Source organism: Nostoc sp. FACHB-152, assembly GCF_014697475.1.
In the GTDB taxonomy this organism is placed as follows: domain Bacteria; phylum Cyanobacteriota; class Cyanobacteriia; order Cyanobacteriales; family Nostocaceae; genus Nostoc_B.
This window is the reverse complement of the sequence record NZ_JACJRV010000016.1, coordinates 1-24,485: the sequence shown is the minus strand read 5'-3', so window position 1 is coordinate 24,485 and position 24,485 is coordinate 1. Positions and strand designations below refer to the sequence as shown.

The window sequence follows — 24,485 nt, the reverse complement described above, 5'->3', positions numbered from 1 at the left end:
ACTGATAACTGATAACTGATAACTGTCTTAAATAAATCAGGGGGTTTGCAGTTGTGTTACTACAAACCCCCTGAAGATAGATATAAATTTGTCCTGTATCAGTCATCGATTGTGGTTAAAAATGCTTTTTTTGGTTTTCGATTGGATAGAGATATTTCATCAATCTCTTAGTAAACTAAGTTGCCAGTACCTCGTAATTGCCGCAAAGAATTGATGCAATAAGGACAATCGCACTTAAAGATTCTAATTGCAGCATCACTTTCCTCATCAGTAAAATCTAGCTGTGCAATGTTGTTGTCAGATGGCCTTGATGAAACGACCATAGATTTTGGTGGAGGCGCAGCCTTAGGATCTCTTTCACTATCTCGAATACAGACAAAATCCTTCAGCCCGTGGGGATTTGTGATACAGGTACGACCGTCATTTGTATGAATTAATCGCTGGGTCAGGTTAACGTTAGCATGGGCTGGGTTGATGATTGCCAACGTAGACATCAGAGAAGTAAAAATCGCCGAACTAGAAAACAAATTAAGTATTAATTTCTTGTTCATAGGTCTCCTAATTAATCATATATAGTTGCCAAGCCTATCCGATTCCCTTTTACTGGTCAAGTCGGTGTTCATCAGCAATATTCAAAATTAATGTTATTTTTAGCTTAATTAAGCTTTTTTTGACAATTCAACAGGGTTATCCGGCTTTTTTCTCCATTTATAAGAAATTTATAAGTAATTGGATATTGAATGATGAATCCATTAAATAGAATAATCACAATCTCAATCAATTTTGTTCAATAGTACAAGAATTATGTCTACAACAAAACATGAATTTACAGGATTGCACGGTGGTAAAATCTAATATCTTGTGTTATCTGCTTAATAATCGGTTTTAGTGGATAACTGCCACTAGAAGCTATGAGTAAAGTTTAATCCTAAACTAAAGGATTACAACTGTAAAACAGTTACAGCTACTCTTAGCTAAAATCTTGACCGATAGGTTAAATGTTTCATATTCATCCGAGGTATTTGATGACTACTCAAGCCCATCCTTCAGTTTTGAAAAAGACAGCAAGTGTGGCTATATCCACACCTGTACAAGCAACCTTGTTCGTTTCTTTATGTGCTTTAACACTTTGGACTGTTTATTTTACTACTAATCCAGCTATTCACGATCGCGTACACTCTGTACGTCACCATACTTTGCTAGTAGGTTGTCACTAGTAGCCTTGATTGTATAAACCGATGGTCAGGGAGATAAGAAATTTAAACTATTCTCCCCATCATCTGCAAAATATATCAAAATTATTGCGATCGCTAGGGCTAGAGGAACTACTCTAGCCTCTTTAAAATATATGCTTCAAATCAGAAAATTAAGGTTTTATCTACTCGTCAGTTTTGTAGTTTGTTTGATGAGTATCGGGTTTTATAACTCAGTTGGCTTTTCTCAGTCACCCCAACCAAATGTACGCATAACTACTGAACCTCCTATTAACAAAATAATACCCTTTGAGGCAGAAGCTAGTACACTTCAATCTCCGGTAAAACTGACACTGCAAGCGGTAGATGCAACAGGCAAAGCATTAGAAAATGCCAAAGTTAATTTAAAAATTTTCACTCCTCCTAAAAATCCTTGGTTTACGACAGACTTTCCCATAGTAGAAGGAACCAAGCTATTAGATATAGAAGCGATCGCGCCTAAAGGTCAACTGCAATTCCAACAAATATTACCAATTCGAGGTAATTACCAGCTACAAGTGAATGTTACCCCGATAACGCCCAATGCTTTTACCCCAATTAAACAAAACCTCAACCTGTCAGTTCCTGAAAATGGGGTTAAATACCGCAATTTTGCGATTCTCGCTGTAATTCTGTTGCTGGTTGGCTTAGGTGGTGGCTGGGTAATTGGTGGACGGCAAGAAACTCAACCAGGAGAAATTGCACCTCAACGAGTAAGATTGCTGTTGAGTGGTGCTGCTGCTGTGGCAATTGTTGCTTTATTGGCAGTTAACCTGAGTGCAGAAATGGCACAATCGCAGACATCGCACGGAGATCATCACCATCATACAGCTGCTGATTCAGCCGCAGATCACCATACATCGGCGGCTGAACCCGAAACTGATAACTATGGCATTGTTCGCCAACAGGGTTTAGAAGTGCAACTGTTGGGAGATAACAGTGCTACAGTTGGCGAACCTGCTAAATTACAAGTACAAGTCCTCGACCAAAAAACCAAGCAGCCTGTTTCAGATGTCTTGTTAAATATTAAGACTACAGCCTTAGAAGATGGCTGGGTTCCTTTTGCTTACCAAGGTATCCCAGATGCAACCGGAAAACTCTCTTGGGAACAGCAATTTTTTGATGGCGCACCCCACAACATTCAGGTAGAAGTTTCGCCGCAGCCAAATGCATCACGGCAATTTTCACCTGTGCGGGTGCAAAAAAATGTCGATGTGGAAGGAGTTGCGCCACCTTTGTCAATTAGGTTAATTGTTTTGGCTTACCTGACAGGGATTATTATTGTCGGTTTGTTAGTAGGATTGCAGCTAAAACAGAAACTTAGACTGCAATACTAACGTTGAACCTGCTGAATTAAGGTTTGTGTTTGTTGATAGCTTACGGTGTCTCCTTGCTGGCGAAAAAGTGTTGCGGCTTGCTGTAAATCCGCGATCGCGCTACGCTGATCTCCTAAAGCATTCTTGGACAGCCCGCGATTGCCGTAAGCATCAGCTAAATTAGGATTTAAGCTAATTGCTTGGTTAAAGTCAGAAATGGCTGCTTGAGGATTTTTTTGTTGAAAGTAAGCTAATCCCCGATTGTAATAAGCATCTACAGATTGGGGATCAATTTTGAGTGTAGTGTTAAAATCTGCTATTGCTTTTTGCAGATTTCCTAATTGGACATGAACTATTCCCCGACTATTGTAAGCATCTACATGGTTAGGATTAAGTTTTAGTGCTTGGTTAAAGTCGGTAATTGCTGCTTGTAAGTCTCCGATTTGCGATTTAGCTAAACCTCGCAAACAAAAGCCTTCGTAGAAGTCAGGATTCTGCTGTACTACTTGATCAAAATTTACAATTGCCGCCTTAAAATTCCCTTGTTCTAGCTTTTGTACCCCTTGTTGATAATATTCCTGAAACTTCGTTTGGTTGCTTGGTGTTTTTGCATATACAACCGCAGGTGTTACGCCAAACAAGATTGTGATTCCTAAGACTGCAATTTTTTGCTGGATATGGTTCATAATTTGACCCCTTCACACTTGCAGCACGAGTTAGGATTGCTCCTATTGCACCATTTTAACTAAAAACTCCCAAGCAACAAAGCAGAAAGAGTTTTTAAGAGCAGCCAAGCATTTAAACTAACAATTGCGATCGCTACTAACCATGATAAAACTTTCAACCACCAAGGATTAACAAATTCACCCATTAAGCGGCGATTACTGGTAAACATTACTAACGGTACTACCGCAAATGATAACTGTAAACTTAAAATTACTTGACTAAAAATTAATAAGCTACTAGTACTTTTTTCACCAAAAAACATAATAGAAATCAAAGCCGGGACAATTGCAATTAGTCTGGTGACTAATCTACGTAACCAAGGTTTCATACGTAAATTTAAAAAGCCTTCCATGACAATTTGCCCTGCTAAAGTGGCGGTGAGGGTTGAACTTTGTCCAGAAGCTAACAATGCTAAACCAAAAATTGCACTAGCTGCATTCACCCCCAACACAGGAGAAAGTAATTTATAAGCATCTTGAATTTCTGCGACATCTTGATGTCCTGAAAAATGAAACGTTGCGGCTGCCACAATTAATATTGCTGAATTTATAAACAAGGCAAAACACAATGCCAAGGTAGAATCTATCGTGGCAAATTTAATAGCTTCCCATCGTTTTTCTGTTGTTGGTTGCCAATCTCGCGTTTGGACAATTGAGGAGTGCAAATATAAATTGTGTGGCATGACTGTTGCCCCTAAAATGCCAATGGCAATGTACAGCATTTCTGGATTTTGCAAAATCTCTACTTTAGGGGCATAACCTAATAAAATTCCGCCCCAGTCAGGACGTGAAAAGATAATTTCTGCTGCAAAACAAATGCCCACAGTTGCTACTAACATAATTACTAAGGCTTCTGTATAACGAAAGCCTTTATTTTGTAGTAGTAACAATACAATTACATCTAATGCCGTGATGCACACACCCCAACTCAGAGGAATGCCAAAAAGTAATTGTAGCGCGATCGCACTACCTAAAACTTCTGCTAAATCACAAGCAGCGATCGCAATCTCACACATTAACCATAAACAAAAGCTGACACGCGGACTAAAGTAATCCCGACAAGCTTGGGCTAAATCTTTCCCAGTCGCTACCCCCAACCGCACACACAGCGACTGCATTAAAATCGCCATCAAGTTAGACAGCATAATTACTGTTAGCAGTGCATAGCCAAATTTAGCCCCGCCAGCTAAATCAGTCGCCCAATTCCCAGGATCTATATATCCTACAGAAACTAGGTATCCTGGCCCTGCATATGCCAAAATCTTACGCCAGAAACTTTTGGTATGCGGGACTTTAATACTGCGGTGGACTTCAGGTAGGCTAGGCTTTTTAGCCGAATTATCCGAAAATGGCATTCGTTTGGACTCAATTTATCATAATCTTTTCATAATTTTATAAAAGACTAAGATACATACATCTTTCCTAAGTTAAATTTGCAAATATTCATATTGACGGAAAGTTTATCAGCAAATTCAATAACATATCTAAAATATCGTTTGATAAAGATTCTCTTTCTTAAAATTTTAGCTTGCATAAAATATTGCTTTCTAATAAATTTGAATATATGCTCATACATTAAATAGATGGGATTTTAACAAAATGCAGCATAAAACACATTCAACGCATTCCAGTTGTTGCAATCACGATCATGAACATCAGCATCATGATAATCATAATCACGATCATGATGATAATCATAACCATGACCACGGGGGAGAATTTATCCTGAAAAATGAAATATTTTCTCTAGCTTTGATTGGCATATTGTATATAACTGGATTAGTTTTTGAGCAGCAACTGCATAATACACCTTACGCTATTGGTGAATATCTAATTTTTATTCCTGCCTATCTTCTTAGTGGCTGGAGTGTTTTAACAATAGCCGGACGCAATATACTCAAAGGCAGAATTTTTGATGAAACATTTTTAATGACAATCGCAACACTTGGTGCTTTAGCAATTCATAAATTACCTGAAGCTGTGGGTGTGATGTTGTTTTACAAAATTGGCGAATTATTTCAGGATACAGCCATTAGTCGTTCTCGCAACTCTATTAAAGCTTTATTAGAGGTACGTCCAGATTATGCCAATGTGGAGACAGAAGATAAATTAAATAAAGTATCTCCAGAAACAGTCAAAATTGGAGAAATTGTTGTTATTAAACCTGGAGAAAAAATTCCTTTAGATGGTGAAATTATCTCAGGAACTTCCCAGATTGATACATCTGCTTTAACGGGAGAATCTGTACCACAAACAGTTAGGGTAGGAGATAGGGTATTAGCTGGGACAATCAATCAAGTTGGATTAATTAAAATTAGAGTTATAAAACTATTTAATGAGTCTTCCATCGCCAAAATTTTAGACTTGGTACAAAATGCCAGAAGTAAGAAAGCAGCAACAGAGAAATTTATTACAAAATTTGCTCGTTATTATACGCCAGTAGTGGTTTTTATATCTCTAGCAGTAGCGATATTACCACCTTTACTTATTCCAGGTGCTACTTCTTCAGAATGGGTTTATCGGGCTTTAATATTATTAGTGATATCTTGCCCTTGTGGACTGGTAATTAGTATACCTTTAGGATATTTTGGTGGGATTGGTGGTGCTGCAAAACGGGGTATTTTAATTAAAAGTTCCATGTTTTTGGATACTTTAACCACAGTCAAAACAGTGGTTTTTGATAAAACAGGCACTTTAACTAAAGGAGTATTTAAAGTAATAAAAATCGTTCCATTCAATGGTTATAATGAACAAGAAATTCTGGAACTATCCGCAAAAGTAGAATCCCATTCTAATCATCCGATCGCTCAATCAATTCGAGAAGCATACGGTGATAGTTTTGAGATAACAGAAATCAAAGATTATGAAGAAATCGCAGGACATGGAATTAGGGCAAAGGTAGGAAATAAACTAGTATTAGCGGGAAGCGATCGCCTACTACATAAAGAGAATATTATCCATAATACCTGCAACGTAGAAGGCACAGTTGTGCATTTAGCAGTAGATAATATTTACGCTGGATATATTATTATTGCTGATGAGTTAAAAGCGGATGCTAAAGAAGCGATTCTAGCACTCAAACGGATGGGTGTAGAGAAAACAGTCATGTTAACAGGAGATAATCAGGCGATCGCTTCTCGAATTTCTCAACAACTGGGCATAGATTCCTATATTGCAGAGTTATTACCAGAAGAAAAAGTCAGTGCAATTGAAAAGTTACTTAGTAACAACAGTAAACATGGTAAAGTAGCCTTCATCGGTGATGGTATTAACGATGCACCTGTAATTGCTAGAGCCGATGTAGGTATGGCAATGGGTGGTTTAGGCTCAGATGCAGCCATAGAAACTGCCGATATAGTCATCATGACAGATGCGCCCTCCAAAGTAGCAACAGCAATTCAAATTGCCAGAAAAACCCGTACAATTGTTTGGCAAAATATTAGTTTTGCTTTAGCAATTAAAACTGCATTTATTGGCTTGGGTATTTTAGGCGTAGCAACAATGTGGGAAGCTGTCTTTGCTGATGTTGGTGTAGCATTACTAGCTATTTTTAACGCCACTAGGGTAATGAAATAAAATCTGTAATTGAGAATTTAGGAATTGGTAATAGGGAACTGTAGGTAATAGGAGTCGTCACTTTTACTCCTACTACTCAACCGAGAATTACAGTGAATTTACCAATCAAGAAAATTACAACAGCTGCGTTAGCTTTGTTGATTAGCTATTCAGCAACCCCAGCCATTGCAATACCGCAAAACAACTCTCACCGCCTCACGGTTGCTAAATCACAACAGTTAACAGATAACTTAATTGTGCCAGGTGAACGTGTAGGGCCAATTAAACGCACAACTACTAAACAAGATTTAATTAAGCTATTTGGTGCATCTCGCTTAGTCGATAAAACCATTTCTGGGGCGGAAGGAATCGGTAGTTTTGCTGCTACTCAGGTAAATTTGGGTAAAGAGCGATCGCTTTTGGTAGTGTGGAGTGATAACACTCGTACTAAACCTCTCGATGTGCGTAACTTAGGCACTGCTTGGAAAACGCGTGAAGGTATTGGTGTTGGTACTAGGTGGAGTGAGTTACGCCAAAAATTAGGTAATTTTAAACTTTTTGGACTGGCTTGGGACTACGGTGGTACTATTTTGCTAGAAAGCAGCCGACTATCCCGCTATCAAGGTAAACTTATCCTGCGCGTGGATGCTGCACCCAACGCAGGGCAAAAATACCCCAGAGACTATCGTGCAGTTTTAGGCGACAGCACATTTTCTTCTACCGACCCCCACTGGAAACCTCTAGGAATTAGGGTGTCAGAGGTGATTGTCTCACTTGACCCAGGTCAGTAGCATTCAGCTGTAAAACCTTGAGTTAGCACATGAGTAGAAATTGAAATTTTCTAACTAATATCCGAAGTAAAACTCGAATATCAAATTAATTAGTGTTGTTTTATACCATTTTCGATTTTTATAATCGCTATACTCATTTTTAGGTTCTACCTGGGAATGATGAAGTGGCTTTGTTTGCCACTTCTTTTTATTTAAGCCATCAACTATAAAATAAAAAGTAGAAAGTAGGTGTTAACTTTTTACTTTTTTGTCTTACTTAATCGTTAGTTAAATCCTCGCGCCATTTGTTGTTTTCTTTGGGTTCAACCTCGCGCGATCGCGCTAACTGCCAAGTTTCCCACATTAGCGGTTTTTGCTTTTCAATATAGTTAATAAACTGGATAATTGCTTGATCTGCTTTGATAGGTGTTTTAAAATCAAACCGAATTGTCTGCAAAACCTTAGCATCACCTTTAACAAAGTACCCAGCGAAGAGACTAGTCAACCACAGCACCCATCGATTTAATACCTTACCAACAATTCCGCGACGTTTTTTAGTGATAAATATTAGCTGAGTTTCACATTTACCAGCTTTAAGTAAATGCAAGGTTACCATAATGTGTAAATGTATAAAATCAGATCCAAATGTTAATGTAAATGTACTGCCATTCCAATAGCAGATTTGGTAAATATTATTGTTATTGAATAAATGAATTAATTTTCCGAAAAATGTCTCTTCGTTACCACGAGTATAATTGTTGAACATCAGAGCATTTTGATAGATTTCTACTTTTTCAAAGAAAAAATCTCCTGGTAGTTGATGAACTGTAGAAAAATGTTGTGCATCAATAGGATTGATCATTACAACATTCGGGTGACAATTAGTTATAATGCGAGGGCCGATTAAACTTTCATATTCTTCAAATTCTAACTCAGGAACAAATGGTATCGGTTGCTGCGGATTTTCCCCAGTCCAAACCCAAATCATCTTATACTTTTCGGCTGTAGGCCAAGTTTTTAATTTCACCGGGATAGATTCTGTTAAACAAGGAATATCAGTGCAGACTCCTTGTTCATCAAATTTCCAATGATGGAAAAAACAACGTATTTCATTACCCTCAACTTGGCCTTCAGCTAGGTGAGCACCCATATGTGGACAGTAGGCATCACAAATAACAACTCTTTTATCTTTACCACGATAAATTACTAGATTTCTGCCTAAAATAGTAACAGGTTTTACCTCACCTATTCGCAGATTTTGAGATGGCATTACCCAATACCAGCCCTCAACGAAACGCTCTGGGTTATTAAAAGTTTTAGGTTTACGCATCGAAATAAACTCTGCGAGTTAACAGGAATTTTCCAATTTCACTAAAAGTGAAGCGGTTCCTCTAGAGATATCATGTTAATTTCATTAAAACAGTTATTTTCAGTACCAGTTAAAATGTTGTTCTCATCAACTTTTTATATATATAATTAATTATAAAGTTAAAATTTTGCCTAATTACTATAAGCTTGTATCACCTAAAAACTAATAGCAATCAATATTTATAAAAGTAAAACTGCGGAAAATACTAATCTATTTTAAAACTATTTTTAGTTCAGAATACTTTTAAAAGGTTATGATTTCATAAACATAAGGGTTAAAGGAAATTCATCCTTTAACCCTTACTCTAAATTTATACAATAACCCTATTAGCTTCTAATGTAAGAATTAGGCTGCGGGATAGCCAGCTTCAGCTAAAGCATCCTTAATCTTTTGCTCAGAAACTTGAGTTTCTACACTAACAAGCTTAGTTTTAGGATCCGCCTGAACGATCGCATCAGCATCAACTGTCTTGACGGCATTAGTAATATTGTTTGCACAAGCAGAACAAGCCATGTTAGGAACTGTGAGTGTAACTGTCATAGTTGTAAAATATTGAACGATAAAACTATTTAGACCAAGCTTGGTACCATTGCTGCATTTGCTGAATTTCAGCAGCTTGTGATTTGATGATAGCTTCAGCTAAGTTGCGGATTTCAGCATGGGTAGCTTTATTGGAGACCATTCTTGCCATCATCACTGCTGACTCATGGTGAGGAATCATCTGCCGCACAAATTCCTGATCAAAATCAGAAGCATTTTTTAACGCCTCTAAATTCATCTCCATACCCATCATTCCTGAGTGCATAGACATTCCTGACATACCTTGGCCTCTACCATGATGCATTGCCATGCTAGTTTTTGGAGTAGCAGGGACTTCAGTCCCATACCATTGTTTGTACCAAGCTTTCATTTGCTCAATTTCTTTGGTCTGATCAGCTTTAATCGCAGTAGCTAGATTCTTGACTTCAGGACGTTGCGCCTTTTGCAAAGCTACGTCTGACATCTCTACTGCTGCCTGATGGTGGGGAATCATCATTTCGATAAAATGCTGATCTACTTGCTGTCTTCCCGCCATCTTGTGTGGCATCGTGCTGGTTGTACCGCAAGGCGGAGATTGCAAAGAACGCTGTTGTTCGGCTCTGACATTATAGGTTATGGATAAACCTGCAATAGCAGCACCTGCAAGTATACCTATCAGTCCATAAATTTTTGATTTATTTAACATACTGTTCCTCCTTTCTGGTTCAAAGGAACTATTTTTGTCTTACATAGTTCATCTGGCTAACCTTGACTTAAATTCACTTTAAACTCTCCATTTGGATGGAGAATCTAGCAATATTTACAAATCTTTACACTTGTCAGGCGATTAAAGTCTGTGTTATCAAAAAAGAATTAACTAGTTGTTTTTCCTATAACTCTGAAAAACGACCTGAAAAAATCTTCGAGACGCGGCTGCTGAACCCATGTCTCTGCAATCAATTTAAAACAAGAGTCTTTAGACTCTCATGGAGTTTTCATGCAGCCCAAAAATCTTCAACGACTGCTGCGTGCTTTAGCGCGGCAAGGTTTGGATGTGACTTATAGCAACGGTATTTATTCTGTCCGTTTAACTAATTCTCCTGATGCACCAGCAGCAGAAGTGCTATTACCAGAAGGCTTTCCCGTCGAAGCCAAAGCACTAAAACAGTTAGCTAATTTAGCAAATGTACGCCACCCCAATGGCGGATGTGTCTGTCGTGCCTGCGCTACACCTGATTTTCACCCTGGTGATGCGGGTGTTGCCATTGGTTCTGTAGTCGAAACGGTAGATCAGGTGATTCCGGCAGCTGTCGGTTCTGATATTAACTGCGGGATGCGTTTGCACGTCGCTGATTTGACGATTGAAGAATTTCTCTCCAAGCGGGACTTATTTGTAGAACGCATGAAAGGGGATTACTTCTTTGGTACCAGGGATGTCACCATGACGGCTAACACAATGCAAGCTTTATTTCAGTATGGTGTTCCCGGTTGGTTGGATGCCATGTTGGATCAGCCTACAGGTAGTTTTGTCAAGTCTGACTTAGATCAACTTTCTCAGGAAAGCGAATCTATATTTTTGGATGGTGCAATGGCTGGCGACTGGAAGTTAGCACCAGAAGAATTAGTTCCTGATGCTGGACTAGTAAGGGATGGAGGATTGGCTACTATCGGTTCTGGCAACCATTTTGTAGAAGTGCAAAGGGTTGATCAAGTCGAAAAGCGATCGCTTGCCTACGCTTGGGGAATCAGAGAGGGACAATTAGCTTTTATGGTTCACTCTGGTTCGCGCAATGTGGGTAAATACATTGGCGGAATGTGGCGAGATAAAACTAAGGCAACTTGGCCTAAAGGTCTGAAATACCCAGAATCGCAAATTTTCCCTTTGTCTGTACATTCACACCCAGAATTAGTTGCTAGTTATCTGCAAGCCGAGGCGACTGCTGCAAATTACGGCTTTATGAATCGCCTGTTGTTAGCGGAACTGCTACGTCTGCGTTTGCGAGAAGTCTACGGTGATGTGGAAGCACCTTTAATTTACGATTTGCCCCACAACATTACTTTAAGAGAAGGTCAAGGATGGGTAACGCGTAAAGGTGCTTGTCCCGCCCATCCAGGGCAACCTGTAATTATTCCTGGTTCAATGGGTGCTTACTCTTACCTGATGGTAGGCAAAGGCAATCCCGCTTTTTGTAATTCGGCTTCGCATGGTGCTGGCAGATTACGTAGTCGATTTGACTTGAGCCGCAAAGGTGCATCCCAAACTGAATCTGAACTGGGATTAAGTGGAGTAGACTGCATTACCTTACGTGAAGAACGTCGTATTGAAGAAGCACCTGCTGCCTACAAGCCAATTCAATCAGTCATTGATGTGCAGGTAGCGGCGGGAATGGTAGATGTCGTAGCACGGTTAAGTCCAGTGTTGACGTTTAAAGCATAAGATGTCAGCTACAAATAAAAAGCCCCTGGTTTGTGTCCAGGGGTATCTATCTCTATCAGCATCAACCTATTCCTACATAACGAGAATCGCACTAGTTGGACACTATTGCATCACTCTTTATGCAATTTTTACATAATTGTAATCCGTTATTTGCAATATCAGGTACAAAAGGAAGGCGATGTCCAAGGACAAGCCCTACTCTTCTCCTGACGGAGACACTGCGCGAACGAGAACGACTTCGTCGAACGGGTTCAGGGGTTCAGACTCGACAGGAAGCGGAGCCACTGCGGTGGAAGGGTCTCCCAACTTGAGGCAACTGTCGTCAAGTGGCATCCAAGACTCTGACCCCTTCACCGCCTTGCGTCTACGTGCCAAATTTTCCAGCAACAGCAGGCGCAATGGCTGAATTTAGGTGAGCAAAATAAAACTTAAAAAAAAGGCTTAGTATTTAACTAAGCCTTGAAATGTCCTAATGCTTAAGCAGACATCCCAAATTAATGTAGACAGACTTAGCCTACAGATCATCTTCCTAGAGGTTGTATCTAAATACTCGAATATCTGGTAATTATCAAATATTTCATACAGTTACTAATTGCTGTATATTTATCTCTGAGATTTTATAAGATAAATCTCAATTCTTTTGCTTGCTCACAGTTAAAAGCAATGATTCCTCTTCACTGCTGCACTAAAGCCCAAAAAAGGTTAATACAAAATATTTTAGATTTTCTTAATATTAATTTTCTAAGCTAGTCCAACACTTATGTAGAACAACGTAGCAATAACACAACTAGATTAATCTGATGCTCTACACGAAAAAAGGCTTGGTTTATCCAAGCCCTATGTATACCAAGCATTTACTACACCAATTTTAATTTACACTGGTACTTACTTTAGTTCATCTTCCTAAGGGATGTATGCAAAATATTTTAAAACTGATATTGAAAGAACAAAAATTGGGGTTTTAACTTCGATTAGGTCAAAAAATGCTCAAAATAAAGTTCTGATTAATTACAAAAAATTAGTTAAAGATAAACATAGATAGTTTTTTACAAAATATTAAACCAGCTTATTACATATTATTTTTACAATTCATCTATCTTGAGGATATGTCTAAAATTATTAGAAATTGCTAACTTATGATCTAATAAAAGAATAAACATTGCTATATAAGCATAAATTTATATATGCTATGCTGATAAATTAATAAACTTTTTAAGCATCGACAAATGAACTGCTGTTTTTCCACTGTCTAAAAATATAAAAAAGGCGTGGCTATTAGCCACGCCTTGATATAGCAGGAATAAATCATCTTTGAATAGCAAAATTTCCTACCTCTCTAATAAGCTGATTAAATAAACTATCAAAAATAAAACCCTGGTTTTTGCCAGGGTAAATATACTTTTTTCAGGCATTCTGTCACAAAATATTACCTCTACAAATAACTTATTTAAACTATCTATTGAAGTATAGATAAAAAATCCCATCTATGTTAAAGAACATATCTCAAATATGCTTTTTATAAAAGCCTAAATTATCAGTTACTTAATGATAAGCTAATCAGCATTTGCTGCACTATTGAATTTGTGAATAAATGACTTAAACTTTCTCCTCTGCTGCTTTGCCCCTCCGCTCACACCAGTTGCTACAACGGAGGGAAGCTTCGCAACGTACTGGATCCCCTGCGGTCTAAACTGCAAATTAGGTGCTTAACAGCTTATGACTTGTAAAATTAGTGAAAAATTTAAAAAAACTTGGTTTGTTTATATATTGACCTAGCTGATAGCTAGGTCAATATATAACAAGAGTTTACTATAACAATAATTTATTGCGTCTACTCCTTTAGTTCATCTATCTAAGGGTTATAGCTAAATACCACACTATATGCTTTTATTGCGTTCATTTTAATTATTGTGAACTATTGTCGAAAAAACTCAAAGTTAATATTTTAGAATTTTAAGAATTTACAAAAAAGGTTTAGCACTGAGCTAAACCTTTGTAGAAAGCAGTTATTTGACACACCAGGATTAATCTAAACTCAGTTACAAATAAGCACATCTTCCTAGAGTTGTGTCTAAGTAATAAAAAGTTCGACTTACTAACTTAATGCTTGCACTAGCTATTAAGCTCTAAATCACTCAATATTAATGTAAACCTTGTCCAGCCCTGGGTGCTTTCAACTTGAATGCTACCTTGCAGTTGTTCTGTTAGTTTCTGCACAATAGCTAAACCTAAGCCCGTACCGCCTTGGTTCCACAGGTCGTTATTGGGAATGCGGTAAAATTTTTCAAAAATTCTTGGTAACTCTGTTGCTGGAATGTGTGCTGAGTTACTCACTGTAATAATAGTTTTTTGGGGAACTTCAACAGCAGAAAAACTAACATTCAAAATAATTTCACCACCAAGAGGAGTGTATTTACAAGCATTATTAAGCAATTCTACTAAAATGCGCTCTAAGCTATTACGATCTGAAAATAATGCGGGTTGATTGGGAGACAGATTTAATTGCAAAGTTTGTTGATGTTCTTTAGTTCTAATTTGGAATGGCTCGATTAGCCAAGGTAACCATTGTTGTAATAGCAATAGTTCAGGAGCGAGCAAGAAATAGGATGAATTTTCTAGTTTTTGCAAATCTAATAAATCATTGATTAATTCCATTTCGCGATCGCACTCTGCTTCTAGTAGAGACAGCAAGTGCTTTTGGTGAGGCGTTATAGAAATCTCTAGAGTTTGAACGATTCCCTTAATATTATATAAAGGCGATCGCAGTTGGTGAGAAACTAAATCCAAAAAGTCATTCTTGAGTTGATTAAGCTGTTCTAATTGCGCTACAAGTTGCTCCTGTTTTATTTGTTCTTGTCTAGCTTCGATGGCTTGTTGGCGTTCCGTGACATCGCGGAATACTAACACTGCACCAGTAATGTTGTCTTGGTCGTCTTTAATGGGTGATGTGCTGTCATCAATTGGCGTTTCTGTACCATTTTTAGCAATTAGTCTAGTTGCTGTTGACAAAGATGAAATATCACTTGATTGTAGAACTTTTTTTAAGGGAATTTCTAATGGTTGCCGAGTTTTTGCATCCACAATTCTAAAAATCTCTGCAATATTTTTTCCCAAAGCTTCTTCTTGCCGCCATCCTGTTAATTTTTCTGCAACAGGATTCATAAAAGTTATTAGTTGATTCATATCACTAGCTATCACACCGTCACTGATACTATTTAGCAATGTAGCTAACCACTTTTTGTTAGATTTTAATTGCTTTTCTAGACTATGCTTGGTAAGGGCAATTTCAATACTCGTTTGTAATTCTCTTTCTTTAAAAGGTTTGAGTAGGTAGCCAAAAGGGTCAGTAATTTTGGCTCTTTCTAAAGTATTTTCATCCGCGTATGCAGTTAAATATATTACAGGTACATCTAAATACTTATGAATTTCTTCAGCCGCTTTTATACCGTCTATTTGGCCTTTTAATCTAACATCCATTAGTATTAAATCAGGTTTAATTTCTCTAGCTTTATTAATTGCTTCCTGTCCTGAAGAAGTAATACCACAAACTTTATAACCAAATTTTTTAAGTCGATTCTGCAAGTCTTTTGCAACAATAGCCTCATCTTCTACAACTAAAATATTTGCGTTCGTCATGTATATGTATTTTTAAATTAAAGGAAATATTATTTGAAACTTTACACCATTGTTACTTACAATATTAATATCGCCTGATATTTGGTAAATTAAAGCATCAACTAACTGCCAACCTAACGAGGCTGTATTTTTAAAGTCAAAATTAGGTGGTAAGCCTATTCCATTATCACTGACAGTGATAATGGATTGCTGCTGACTGTTTTGTCGAATATCAATATCAATCTCACATTTGCCACCTAGAGGAAAAGCATATTTCAAAGAATTAGAAACTAATTCATGAACAATTAAACCACAGGGAATTGCTAAATCTAAGCCGAGCAGAACATGATTATCAAGATTTAAGTTTAAAGAAATTGAACCTTCTTGAACTTCGTAAGAACTAAATAAAGTTGCAACCAAATCTTGAATGTATTCCCCGAAATCAATCCGAGCTAAATCTGGAGATTGATACATTTTTTCATGAATTAAAGCCATTGAAGCAATACGTTGCTGACTTTTTTGGAATATTTCTAGGTCTTGTTTGTCTTTAATATATTCAGATTGCAAGTTAAGCAAACTAGAAATTACTTGCAAATTATTTTTAACTCTATGGTAAATTTCCTTAAGTAAAACTTCTTTTTCTACAATTGATGCTTGAATTTGATTTTGGGAATGTTTGCGATCGCTAATATCTTCAACAACATAAATAAAATACTTTGGTTCCCCCGCAGATGTGTGCGTTAAAGACACCGTGATATTCACCCAAATGATAGAACTATCTTTGCGGATATAGCGTTTTTCCATTGTATAGGTTTGAATAATACCTATAAGCATTTCATTCACATATTTCAGAGCCGCCTCTAAATCTTCTGGATGAGTAATCTCTTGAAAAGTACGTAACTCTAATTCCTGTGGTGTGTAACCAACAATATCGCAAAGTCTTTGGTTTACTAATAACCATCTACCATCTAATCCGACATGGGCAATACCAACGGCGGCTTGATGGAATGCAGTACGGAATCGCTCTTCACTTTCACGTAATGCCTTTTCTATCTCTTCACGCTTTAATATTTCTGCTTGTAGAGATGTGTTAATTCTTTTTAACTCTGCTGTTCGTTCCTCGACCTTTATCTCTAGTTGTGCAAGTAATTTGCTAACAGTAGCTTCTGCTTGCTTGCGCTCAGTAATATCTGTATGCGACCCTACCATTCTAACTACTTGACCATTTTGATCCCACAGTGCTTGACCTCGATCTAAAATCCATTTGTATGTTCCGTCTTGACAAAGAACACGAAATTCCGCAGCATAAAACGGCGTAATTTGAGCAAAATGATTTTGAATTGTATTATTTACAAAATCAACATCATCTGGATGAATTCGTATCCATATTTCTTTAAGTTGATTGACAATCTCATCGTCTTCATAACCGAGCATTTTCTTGCAACGAGCCGAGAAGAAAATTTCATTGGTTTTGACGTTCCAATCCCAAATCCCATCATTATTACCGCGTAATGCTAACTGCCAACGTTCTTCGCTCTCTCTTAGTACTTCTTCAGTACGTTTGCGTTCAGCAATCTCTGCTGCAAGTTGGGAATTTGCTGCTTCTAATTGTGTAGGACTTGGTAAAGCAAGTGCTAGAGGTATCAAAGGAAAGAGCTTAATAGCAGTAGTTACTGAGACAAAAGCCGTAATTGCTTTAATAAATCCTGATAACCAATAGGTAGGATGCCATAACGTTAAAACATCCATCACATGGGTTGTGCCGCAAGCAACAATAAATGTACTAAACATTAAAAATATCCAGCCGAAAGGTATATCTTTTCGTCGGCGGACAAAATAAACTAGCATTACTGGGATGGAATAATAGGCTAAAGCAATGAGCGAATCTGATATGACGTGTAACCAGACTAATCCAGGCTTCCAGAGATAACAATGTCCGTGAGGAATGAACTGGTTAGTAAAAAAAAATTATCTAAAAACGCCATACTAAAAACCTATTTAATGTAAAAATATTTACTAACATATCAAGAGTAAGGAGGGGTTTTTTACCTAGTTTGTTTATGCATCCTCACTAATTCCATATATATATATAAGACTCATATTTTGATTTAAAAAAAATCTGTACATTCTTAGCTCCCTTAGTTGCTGTTGACTATTGCCTGACTACATCGGTATGTTCAGTAATCAAACCGGATTCTTATATCTTTCATACTGCATAGTTATTGTCTCTTTAATTGATTGTCATCAAAGTATCTTATAAAGCTGATTATTTGTTACCGTAAATTTCCTGAAAATATTATTTTAAGATATAACAAATATAACATATAGCATAAATCTATTAACCTGTTAGTAACTTGATTTTTGAATTCAGAGTAGAACCAAAAACGGAGAAAAGAGAGTTTGAGATTGATTAACATTTTGTAACGGAGTTGTGTTTTTTTGCCGACTTAGCGATCGCATTAACTTTTGAAAAATAAACTAGACTCATATAAACTAATAAATTATTTATGAATAAAAATATCCCCAACTTTTTAAAGTAGTCGGGGAGCTAAACCTATTAAATTTTTCAAAATCGTTACTGATGCCGCCTCTGATGCCATTGCCAAGCATGGCTAATAATTTCATTCAAGTTTGGGTATTGGGGTTGCCAGCCTAAAATTTTCCGGGCTTTATCACTACTGCCTACTAAAATAGGTGGGTCACCTGGACGGCGATCGCGTTCCTCAATTTTGATTTCTTTATCTGTAACTTGATTTGCAGTTTCAATCACTTCTCTGACTGAAAAACCACTACCATTTCCTAAATTAAATACCTCGCTTTCCACTCCTTCTAGCAAATATTTCAAACCTAAAACATGGGCTGCGGCTAAGTCGTTTACATGAATATAATCTCGGATGCAAGTACCATCTGGGGTTGGGTAATCAGTGCCGAAAATTAAAATAGATTCGCGCTTACCCAAAGCTGCTAGTAAAACTAATGGTATTAGGTGAGTTTCGGGGATATGGTCTTCACCCAGCAAGCCATTTGGATCAGCCCCGGCGGCATTAAAATAGCGAAAACGTACAGACTTGAAATTGTAGGCGACATCAAAATCAGATAAGATTCGCTCTACCATCCATTTGCTAGTAGCATAGGGGCTAATCGGGTCTTGTGGATGGACTTCGGTAATTGGCACAAACTGAGGTACACCATAAAGAGCGCAAGTAGAAGAAAAGATAAATTTATTAATAGAAGCAGCTACCATTGCCTCTAAAAGAGTGAGTGTACCTGCAACATTATTTTGGTAATATTTGGCTGGGTCGGTAACAGATTCGCCCACAGCAATATAAGCGGCGAAATGCATAACTGCGGCTATATTATGGCTGGTAAAGATATTGTCAAGTAGGGCGCGTTCGCTCATGTCGCCTACAATCAACTTTACCTGCAAAACCTCTTCAACAATTTCTCGATGCCCATTAGATAAATTATCTAGAACAATGACTTCATAGCCTGCATTTTTCAGAGCTAATACTGCATGGGAGCCAATATACCCGGCTCCACCTGTGACTAAAATAGTTGACATAATGCTGCCCTAGGAAAGTAGTTTGAGTTTCTGAAATTTCGACAGTATCTTATCTAATATTTCCAACTTAACGTCACCTTTTATTAATCGGTCGCGGAATTTTCTTACAACAGTAAAGTCAAAACCTGGCTCTGTTAAATTTAGGGACAAGGCAGATTTCTAAGTAGGAGAGGGGTAGGGGGAGAGGTTTTTTCAAGATTACTTAATTGCTGTTCTAGTACTATCGCTAAGGAGCTTGTACGGTTTAACCAACTTGCGGATCAACAATATCAAATCAAGACTTATTGTAAAGAGATATTACGAAATCACCAATCTTGCGTAAAAGAAAAATGTAACGCCGTTGAGTATTTAGCAGCTTTAAAACATTTTTTTAGCTTGTGCTGCACCTCTAATTCTGTATATACGCTACTTATAAATATAGCGTGACTATTACATTATTTGAGATATAGGATATATCTCAAGGAGAAATCAATTGAAATAAGATTGCACACAAAAAACCAACAAAAGCCATAATTTGATTTTGTGTATGCCTATAAAAAATATTAAATCAAAGCTACCCCGCTTGACTTCTGTTTAGCAATTAATGTAGGCATTACACAAAACTAAACTTGGATCAATGCTTAATTCCTAAAAGTTTGCCTCTGAAGACAAATTTTTCTAAAGTCCAAGCTTAGTGTCAGCATTTTCTCTAACTGTAATATTTGTTGAAAAAGCAAATTGGGGTAGCGTCCTGATTGGTTCCTAGTAAGCTAAACCATATGTACTTTGCATCAGAAATGTAAGTTAAATATGGAACAGCTGAATACTGTCTGGTGTATGCGAATCAAGTCCAATTCAACTAATAACCATAAGGAATCCATGAAAAATAAATTTTTGCTATCTCTCGGTGCAGTTATTATTGGCAGTTCTGCTGTTTTTGGTTTTTCTAGTCAGGCTTCTGCCCTCGATGTTAAAGCTGGCCCAATCTGGAACAATGATGATGCACAAATTAAATGCCCTGTAGCTGCTCAAGTTTATAATGCTCAATGGAATGGGCAGTGGGTAACGACTGTATTCGGACAAATGTCAGTTTGTGGTACGAACTTAACTTTTCTACCTACGATTGCTTTACCCGGAGATGTAAACGCTGGCCCGATCTGGAACAACGATGATGCACAACTTAAATGTCCTGTAGCAGCAGCAGCAGCCAATGGAGTTTGGAACGGTAACTGGACAACAACTATACCCGGAATCATGTCAGTTTGTGGCGTTAATCGGCCCTAATTGTATTAATTGAAGAACAAACCCTTTCCCCTGCGGCCTTAATGATAAGTCTTTAACAGGACACGATATCAGAGGGTGTTTGAAAAGTCCTCTTGTCTGTATTAAAGGTTCTAGATCCCTCTAAATCCCCTTTTAAAAAGGAGGATCTGATTCAGTGTTCCCTTATTCAAGGGGGTTAGGGAGATTTAAAAGTGCCTAAAGTCACAGCGAAACACTTTTCAAACAACCTTGAAGACAAATGCCAACAAAAGAAATTATTAATTTCCCCTTTCCTCGAAATAACGGGATATAGCACTTTCAAGACAAGGCATGATTTCACCTCTATCGCTACCAAGAACACTGTAAGTTGGACGAGGAGCAACTAAACCTATTTCTTCGGTAGGCAAAGCCACCAAACTTTTAACACTCACACCTGCTTGTTTTGCTGCTAGTCGTGCTAAATCAGCCCAGGCGATCGCACTTTTGTTGGCTAGATGCCATAAACCACTTTCACCATCAATTAATAAATCGAGGCTTGCATGAACTAAATCCGGTACATAGGTAGGCGAAACAATCGCATCTTCAGCCGCAACAAAGGTGTTTCCGGCACTAAGCTCACGTAGTGCGATAGTTACGAAGTTGTATTCATCCCAGGGGCCAAAAAATGCACTGGTGCGAATCACTAACGAGCTTGGATTAACTTGCAATACCAGTTTTTCTGCTAAAACTTTACTGCATCCATAAACATTGAGTGGAGCAACAGCATCAGTTTCAACGTAAGGATTGGTCACAGCACCGTTGAAGACTAAATCTGAGGAAAAAGTTAGCAGTGCAGCGTTATGTTTGGCGCAAGCAGTAGCTAAAATTTCGGCTCCTTCAGTGTTGATTTTGAGGCAAAGATGAGGTTCACGCTCTGCATCATCTACACGCACATATCCCGCAGCATTCACAACTGCCCAAGGTTGCAATTGAGCCAACACTGCATCCACGGAATCTGCATTGGCAATATCCATTTCTTGACGTGACAGCAAGCGATAGGTAATGCCTCGCAGTTCGCACAACCGCGCAAAAGCTCTTCCTAATGTGCCTGTAGCTCCGACAATCGCCAGGGGGCGAGTGGGTGTAGGGGTAATTGTTTCCCCACTTCCTTCATTGAGACAACTGAACACTGGGTAAACCAAGCGTTCTGGCCGATGCCACCATCCGGGTGTTTCCAGTAGGGGATGATTTGGTTGATGTCCGGTGGCTAAATCACGCACCATTTTAGCGATCGCAGTTGGTCTAGGCTTGGCAGAACGCAAATCAAATACACCAGATTCGTAGTAACCAACCCAGCGAGTTAATAAGCTATTCCAGTCATAACTACCTAAAAGTGACCATGCAGTAATCGCCCGGATATCTACACCATCCTCTCGTAATTTTTTGGCTGCACTCCAGACTTCATACAGCCAGCGTATTTGCTCTTCACGAGTACAACTCAGGTGAACTTCAGTGACAGCTACAGGCAAATTGTAACGTTCCCATACTTCTTTAAGTAATGTGTAGGGGCCTGTTATCCCATCTGCACAAACTCGCACAGCCTCGACATCTGCATACGGCTCTTTTCCATTACCACCATGTGTCCAAGTTGGATAGTTTTCTAAATGCTCGTCTAAAAAGCGATCGCTTGTTAAATAATGGTTAATGCCAATGATGTTAGGGGGACAGGGATTTTGTAAAACTGCGGCAATTTCCGCCTCGCTGATTCCACAGTGGTTGCGTAAGTAATCCCAAACAAGATGATTGTTATTTGGGTTCATTTGACCACACAAGAAGTCTAAACTTAACCAGCGACGCTCGTTTTCAAATTGGGCTTGATAAGCGAGCTTTGGTGTACTGTAAATTTTAGCTAAGTCTTCAGTTTGGACTAGTTGAGCATTAGGGTTGACTTCGCGGATAGCTTGCATCGAAAGTGCGATCGCGCGGCACTGTCCCAACAAAGCACGGGCGAAAGTTGTACCATCCTGGCCATGAGGATACCAATGACCATACATCCCGCTAAATCTTGCTGTTGTCAGAGGTTCATTGATGGGTGTGTAATAAGTCACCCAAGGATACCGTTCTACCACCGCACGGGCAAAGACAGCTAATTTTTCAGGAAATTGGGGATCTACCAAACTTGTATCACGCGGCCCACTTCCGTGATGTACTAATCCGACAATCGGAGTAATCCCAAGTTCACGCAGTTTTGCCAAGCGTTCATCAGTCCACGACCAGTCTGCATTCTCTAAACCATCGGGAGCGACTTTTTCCCACAAAACTGGATAGCGGATTTTCTGAATACCGAGTTGGGCAAATAACTCCAGATCATCCAAACGCTCTGTATGACCGTTGCGTTCTAACTGATCAAAATACTCATCACCGACACGATTAACCGTACACTCCACACCAGCCCAAATTTCCAGAGGAAATTTTGAATTAACAAAAGCCATAGTTATTCCTAATTCGTAATGCGTAATGCGTAATTCGTAATTAAGAAAGTCAAATTTAATTAAAAAATTTAGTGACCTTCAGATCCCCGACTTCTTTAAGAAATCGGGGATCTTACTCTTCACAAATCACCAATTACTCAAGCAGTAACAGCAATTTGTTTATACGTAGCCAAAGCCTGAGCAACACATTGATCCATGTTGTAATACTTGTAGGTTGCTAACCGGCCTACAAAGTGGATTCCTGGTGTTGCATCTGCCAGTGCCTTATATTTCTTATAAACTTCTTGGTTTTCTGGGCGTGGCACAGGGTAATAAGGATCACCCTCAGCTTTAGGGAATTCGTAAACAATGCTAGTTTTCGAGTGTTCCTGTCCAGTTAAGTATTTAAACTCGGTGACACGAGTATAAAGGTGTTCATTGGGATAGTTAATAACTGGCGCAGACTGAAATACTTCGGTGTTATGTGTCTCGTGTTTGAAATCTAGGGAACGATAGGGTAGCTTACCGTAACGATATTCAAAAAACTCATCAACTGGCCCTGAATAAACCATCTCACGGCAAGGTATCGCCTTTTCAATTTCTCGATAATCGGTGTTGAGCATTACCTTGATGTTTGGATGATTTAACATATTCTCAAACATCTTGGTAAAGCCATGCAGGGGCATTGCTTGGTATGTATCAGTAAAATAGCGATCGTCCCGATTGGTGCGGGTAGGAATCCGGGCAATTACTGATTTATCAAGTTCTGAAGGGTCAAGTCCCCATTGTTTGCGTGTGTAATTTTTGAAGAACTTTTCATACAGTACTCGACCAACTTTGCTGATGACGACATCTTCAGAAGTTTGGATGTATTCTTTGGGTTCAGCAAGTGATTTGAAAAATTCTTCTGCCTCAAATGAGTTGAGGTTCATACCATACAGTTTATTGATGGTATCTAGGTTGATGGGGATCGGCACAAGTTGCCCATCGACACTAGCCAGCACGCGATGTTCGTAAGCCCGCCACTTTGTAAAGCGTGAAAGGTATTCAAAGACTTCGCGGGAGTTGGTGTGAAAGATATGCGGCCCGTATTTGTGAACAAGAACACCATTTTCATCGTAATGATCGTAGGCATTACCGCCAATATGGTTGCGCTTATCAACAACTAGTACTTTCTTGCCAGATTCTCTCGCCAAGCGTTCAGCTATGACGCTACCAGAAAAACCAGCACCGACAATTAAGTAATCAAAGACAAATTCTCTAGTAATGACATTGGGTGCTTGCTTACCGGCGATCGCTCCATTTAAATTAGCTTTATCTTCTAGATCACGAGTTGCGATCGCAGAGTCTAGCAATTTCATCATTGCAGCCCAAGTCCGATCCCAAGAAATTTGTTCTAAAAAGGCATCTACTCGGCTTAACCACCCTGAAGTTGCTGTGTCTTCTTGCATCGCTTGTTCGGCGGCTGCAACAAAATCTGCAACTGTGTCTGCAATTCGCACCAGTTTCGACTCACCATAAGGACGCACCACATCTCGAATGCTGGTAGAAACTACAGGCTTACCTGCGGCTAAATATTCTGGTGTCTTGGTTAGAACTCTTGCAAAAGTGTTTTATGGTATGATACGAGGTTTGGCAATTTGCGATTAGGACTTTGAGGAGCAGTGAAAATAGAGAACGCCAAACAGCTTAC

The 24,485-nt window shown here is 38.6% G+C and carries 16 protein-coding genes and 1 pseudogene; 6 read left to right on the top strand and 11 right to left on the bottom strand.

All coding sequences use genetic code 11. The features are described 5' to 3' along the window. Nucleotides 1-167: 167 nt before the first annotated feature. Complete coding sequence (locus H6G76_RS14715) at nucleotides 168-551, bottom strand: hypothetical protein (RefSeq protein WP_190701637.1); 384 nt, start codon at nucleotides 549-551, stop codon at nucleotides 168-170. 474 nt (nucleotides 552-1,025) lie between these two features. Between H6G76_RS14715 and H6G76_RS14710 the strand changes: the two genes are divergently transcribed. Both H6G76_RS14710 and H6G76_RS14705 read left to right on the top strand, forming a co-directional pair. Next, nucleotides 1,026-1,217, top strand: coding sequence for a CbtB-domain containing protein (locus tag H6G76_RS14710; protein WP_190701635.1), 192 nt, complete (start codon nucleotides 1,026-1,028; stop codon nucleotides 1,215-1,217). A gap of 188 nt (nucleotides 1,218-1,405) precedes the next feature. Next, nucleotides 1,406-2,569: a hypothetical protein gene (locus H6G76_RS14705; protein WP_242056398.1), complete on the top strand. Its 1,164-nt coding sequence runs from the start codon at nucleotides 1,406-1,408 to the stop codon at nucleotides 2,567-2,569. Here H6G76_RS14705 and H6G76_RS14700 read toward each other — a convergent pair. Further along, on the bottom strand, nucleotides 2,566-3,234 hold the full coding sequence (locus H6G76_RS14700) for a tetratricopeptide repeat protein (RefSeq protein WP_190701632.1): 669 nt from the start codon (nucleotides 3,232-3,234) through the stop codon (nucleotides 2,566-2,568). The two genes, H6G76_RS14705 and H6G76_RS14700, sit on opposite strands and share 4 nt — an antisense overlap. A 59-nt stretch (nucleotides 3,235-3,293) precedes the next feature. Beyond that, the gene (locus H6G76_RS14695; RefSeq protein WP_190701629.1) at nucleotides 3,294-4,628 is read right to left on the bottom strand and encodes an Nramp family divalent metal transporter; all 1,335 of its coding nucleotides are present in this window, start codon (nucleotides 4,626-4,628) and stop codon (nucleotides 3,294-3,296) included. 244 nt (nucleotides 4,629-4,872) lie between these two features. Here H6G76_RS14695 and H6G76_RS14690 point away from each other — a divergent pair, with 244 nt between their 5' ends. Together H6G76_RS14690 and H6G76_RS14685 are read left to right on the top strand one after the other, a co-directional pair. Further along, a complete protein-coding gene (locus H6G76_RS14690; RefSeq protein ID WP_190701626.1) occupies nucleotides 4,873-6,849 on the top strand; it encodes a heavy metal translocating P-type ATPase in 1,977 nt (658 codons plus the stop codon). Between the two features lie 92 nt (nucleotides 6,850-6,941). After that, the gene (locus H6G76_RS14685) at nucleotides 6,942-7,619 is read left to right on the top strand and encodes a hypothetical protein (RefSeq protein WP_190701623.1); all 678 of its coding nucleotides are present in this window, start codon (nucleotides 6,942-6,944) and stop codon (nucleotides 7,617-7,619) included. Nucleotides 7,620-7,875: 256 nt separating this feature from the next. Here the strand turns inward: H6G76_RS14685 and H6G76_RS14680 are convergent, their stop codons facing one another. From H6G76_RS14680 to H6G76_RS14670, 3 genes are all read right to left on the bottom strand, one after another. Next, nucleotides 7,876-8,928, bottom strand: a complete 1,053-nt coding sequence (locus tag H6G76_RS14680; protein ID WP_190701620.1) for an aromatic ring-hydroxylating dioxygenase subunit alpha — start codon at nucleotides 8,926-8,928, stop codon at nucleotides 7,876-7,878. A 384-nt stretch (nucleotides 8,929-9,312) separates the two neighbouring features. Continuing rightward, on the bottom strand, nucleotides 9,313-9,507 hold the full coding sequence (locus H6G76_RS14675) for a heavy-metal-associated domain-containing protein (RefSeq protein ID WP_190701617.1): 195 nt from the start codon (nucleotides 9,505-9,507) through the stop codon (nucleotides 9,313-9,315). A 25-nt stretch (nucleotides 9,508-9,532) separates the two neighbouring features. Then, complete coding sequence (locus H6G76_RS14670) at nucleotides 9,533-10,192, bottom strand: DUF305 domain-containing protein (protein WP_190701614.1); 660 nt, start codon at nucleotides 10,190-10,192, stop codon at nucleotides 9,533-9,535. 291 nt (nucleotides 10,193-10,483) lie between these two features. Here H6G76_RS14670 and H6G76_RS14665 point away from each other — a divergent pair, with 291 nt between their 5' ends. Beyond that, nucleotides 10,484-11,923 (top strand): RtcB family protein, encoded by a 1,440-nt coding sequence (locus H6G76_RS14665; RefSeq protein ID WP_190701611.1) that lies wholly within the window; start codon nucleotides 10,484-10,486, stop codon nucleotides 11,921-11,923. Between the two features lie 2,112 nt (nucleotides 11,924-14,035). Here H6G76_RS14665 and H6G76_RS14660 read toward each other — a convergent pair. The 3 genes from H6G76_RS14660 to galE all read right to left on the bottom strand — a co-directional run bounded on the left by H6G76_RS14660 (nucleotide 14,036) and on the right by galE (nucleotide 19,100). Then, nucleotides 14,036-15,559, bottom strand: coding sequence for a response regulator (locus tag H6G76_RS14660; protein ID WP_190701608.1), 1,524 nt, complete (start codon nucleotides 15,557-15,559; stop codon nucleotides 14,036-14,038). 12 nt (nucleotides 15,560-15,571) lie between these two features. Further along, the gene (locus H6G76_RS14655) at nucleotides 15,572-17,386 is read right to left on the bottom strand and encodes a PAS domain S-box protein (protein ID WP_190701605.1); all 1,815 of its coding nucleotides are present in this window, start codon (nucleotides 17,384-17,386) and stop codon (nucleotides 15,572-15,574) included. A 727-nt stretch (nucleotides 17,387-18,113) separates the two neighbouring features. Further along, on the bottom strand, nucleotides 18,114-19,100 hold the full coding sequence (gene galE / locus H6G76_RS14650) for a UDP-glucose 4-epimerase GalE (RefSeq protein ID WP_190701602.1): 987 nt from the start codon (nucleotides 19,098-19,100) through the stop codon (nucleotides 18,114-18,116). Nucleotides 19,101-19,958: 858 nt separating this feature from the next. Here galE and H6G76_RS14645 point away from each other — a divergent pair. Then, nucleotides 19,959-20,363, top strand: a complete 405-nt coding sequence (locus tag H6G76_RS14645) for a mannan-binding lectin (RefSeq protein ID WP_190701600.1) — start codon at nucleotides 19,959-19,961, stop codon at nucleotides 20,361-20,363. A 257-nt stretch (nucleotides 20,364-20,620) separates the two neighbouring features. On the opposite strand, the gene H6G76_RS14640 is transcribed toward H6G76_RS14645, so the two are convergent. After that, on the bottom strand, nucleotides 20,621-22,813 hold the full coding sequence (locus tag H6G76_RS14640) for a family 1 glycosylhydrolase (RefSeq protein ID WP_190701597.1): 2,193 nt from the start codon (nucleotides 22,811-22,813) through the stop codon (nucleotides 20,621-20,623). Between the two features lie 137 nt (nucleotides 22,814-22,950). Then, a pseudogene (gene glf / locus H6G76_RS14635) lies at nucleotides 22,951-24,384 on the bottom strand (UDP-galactopyranose mutase); the annotation flags it as partial. Nucleotides 24,385-24,485 lie beyond the last annotated feature (101 nt).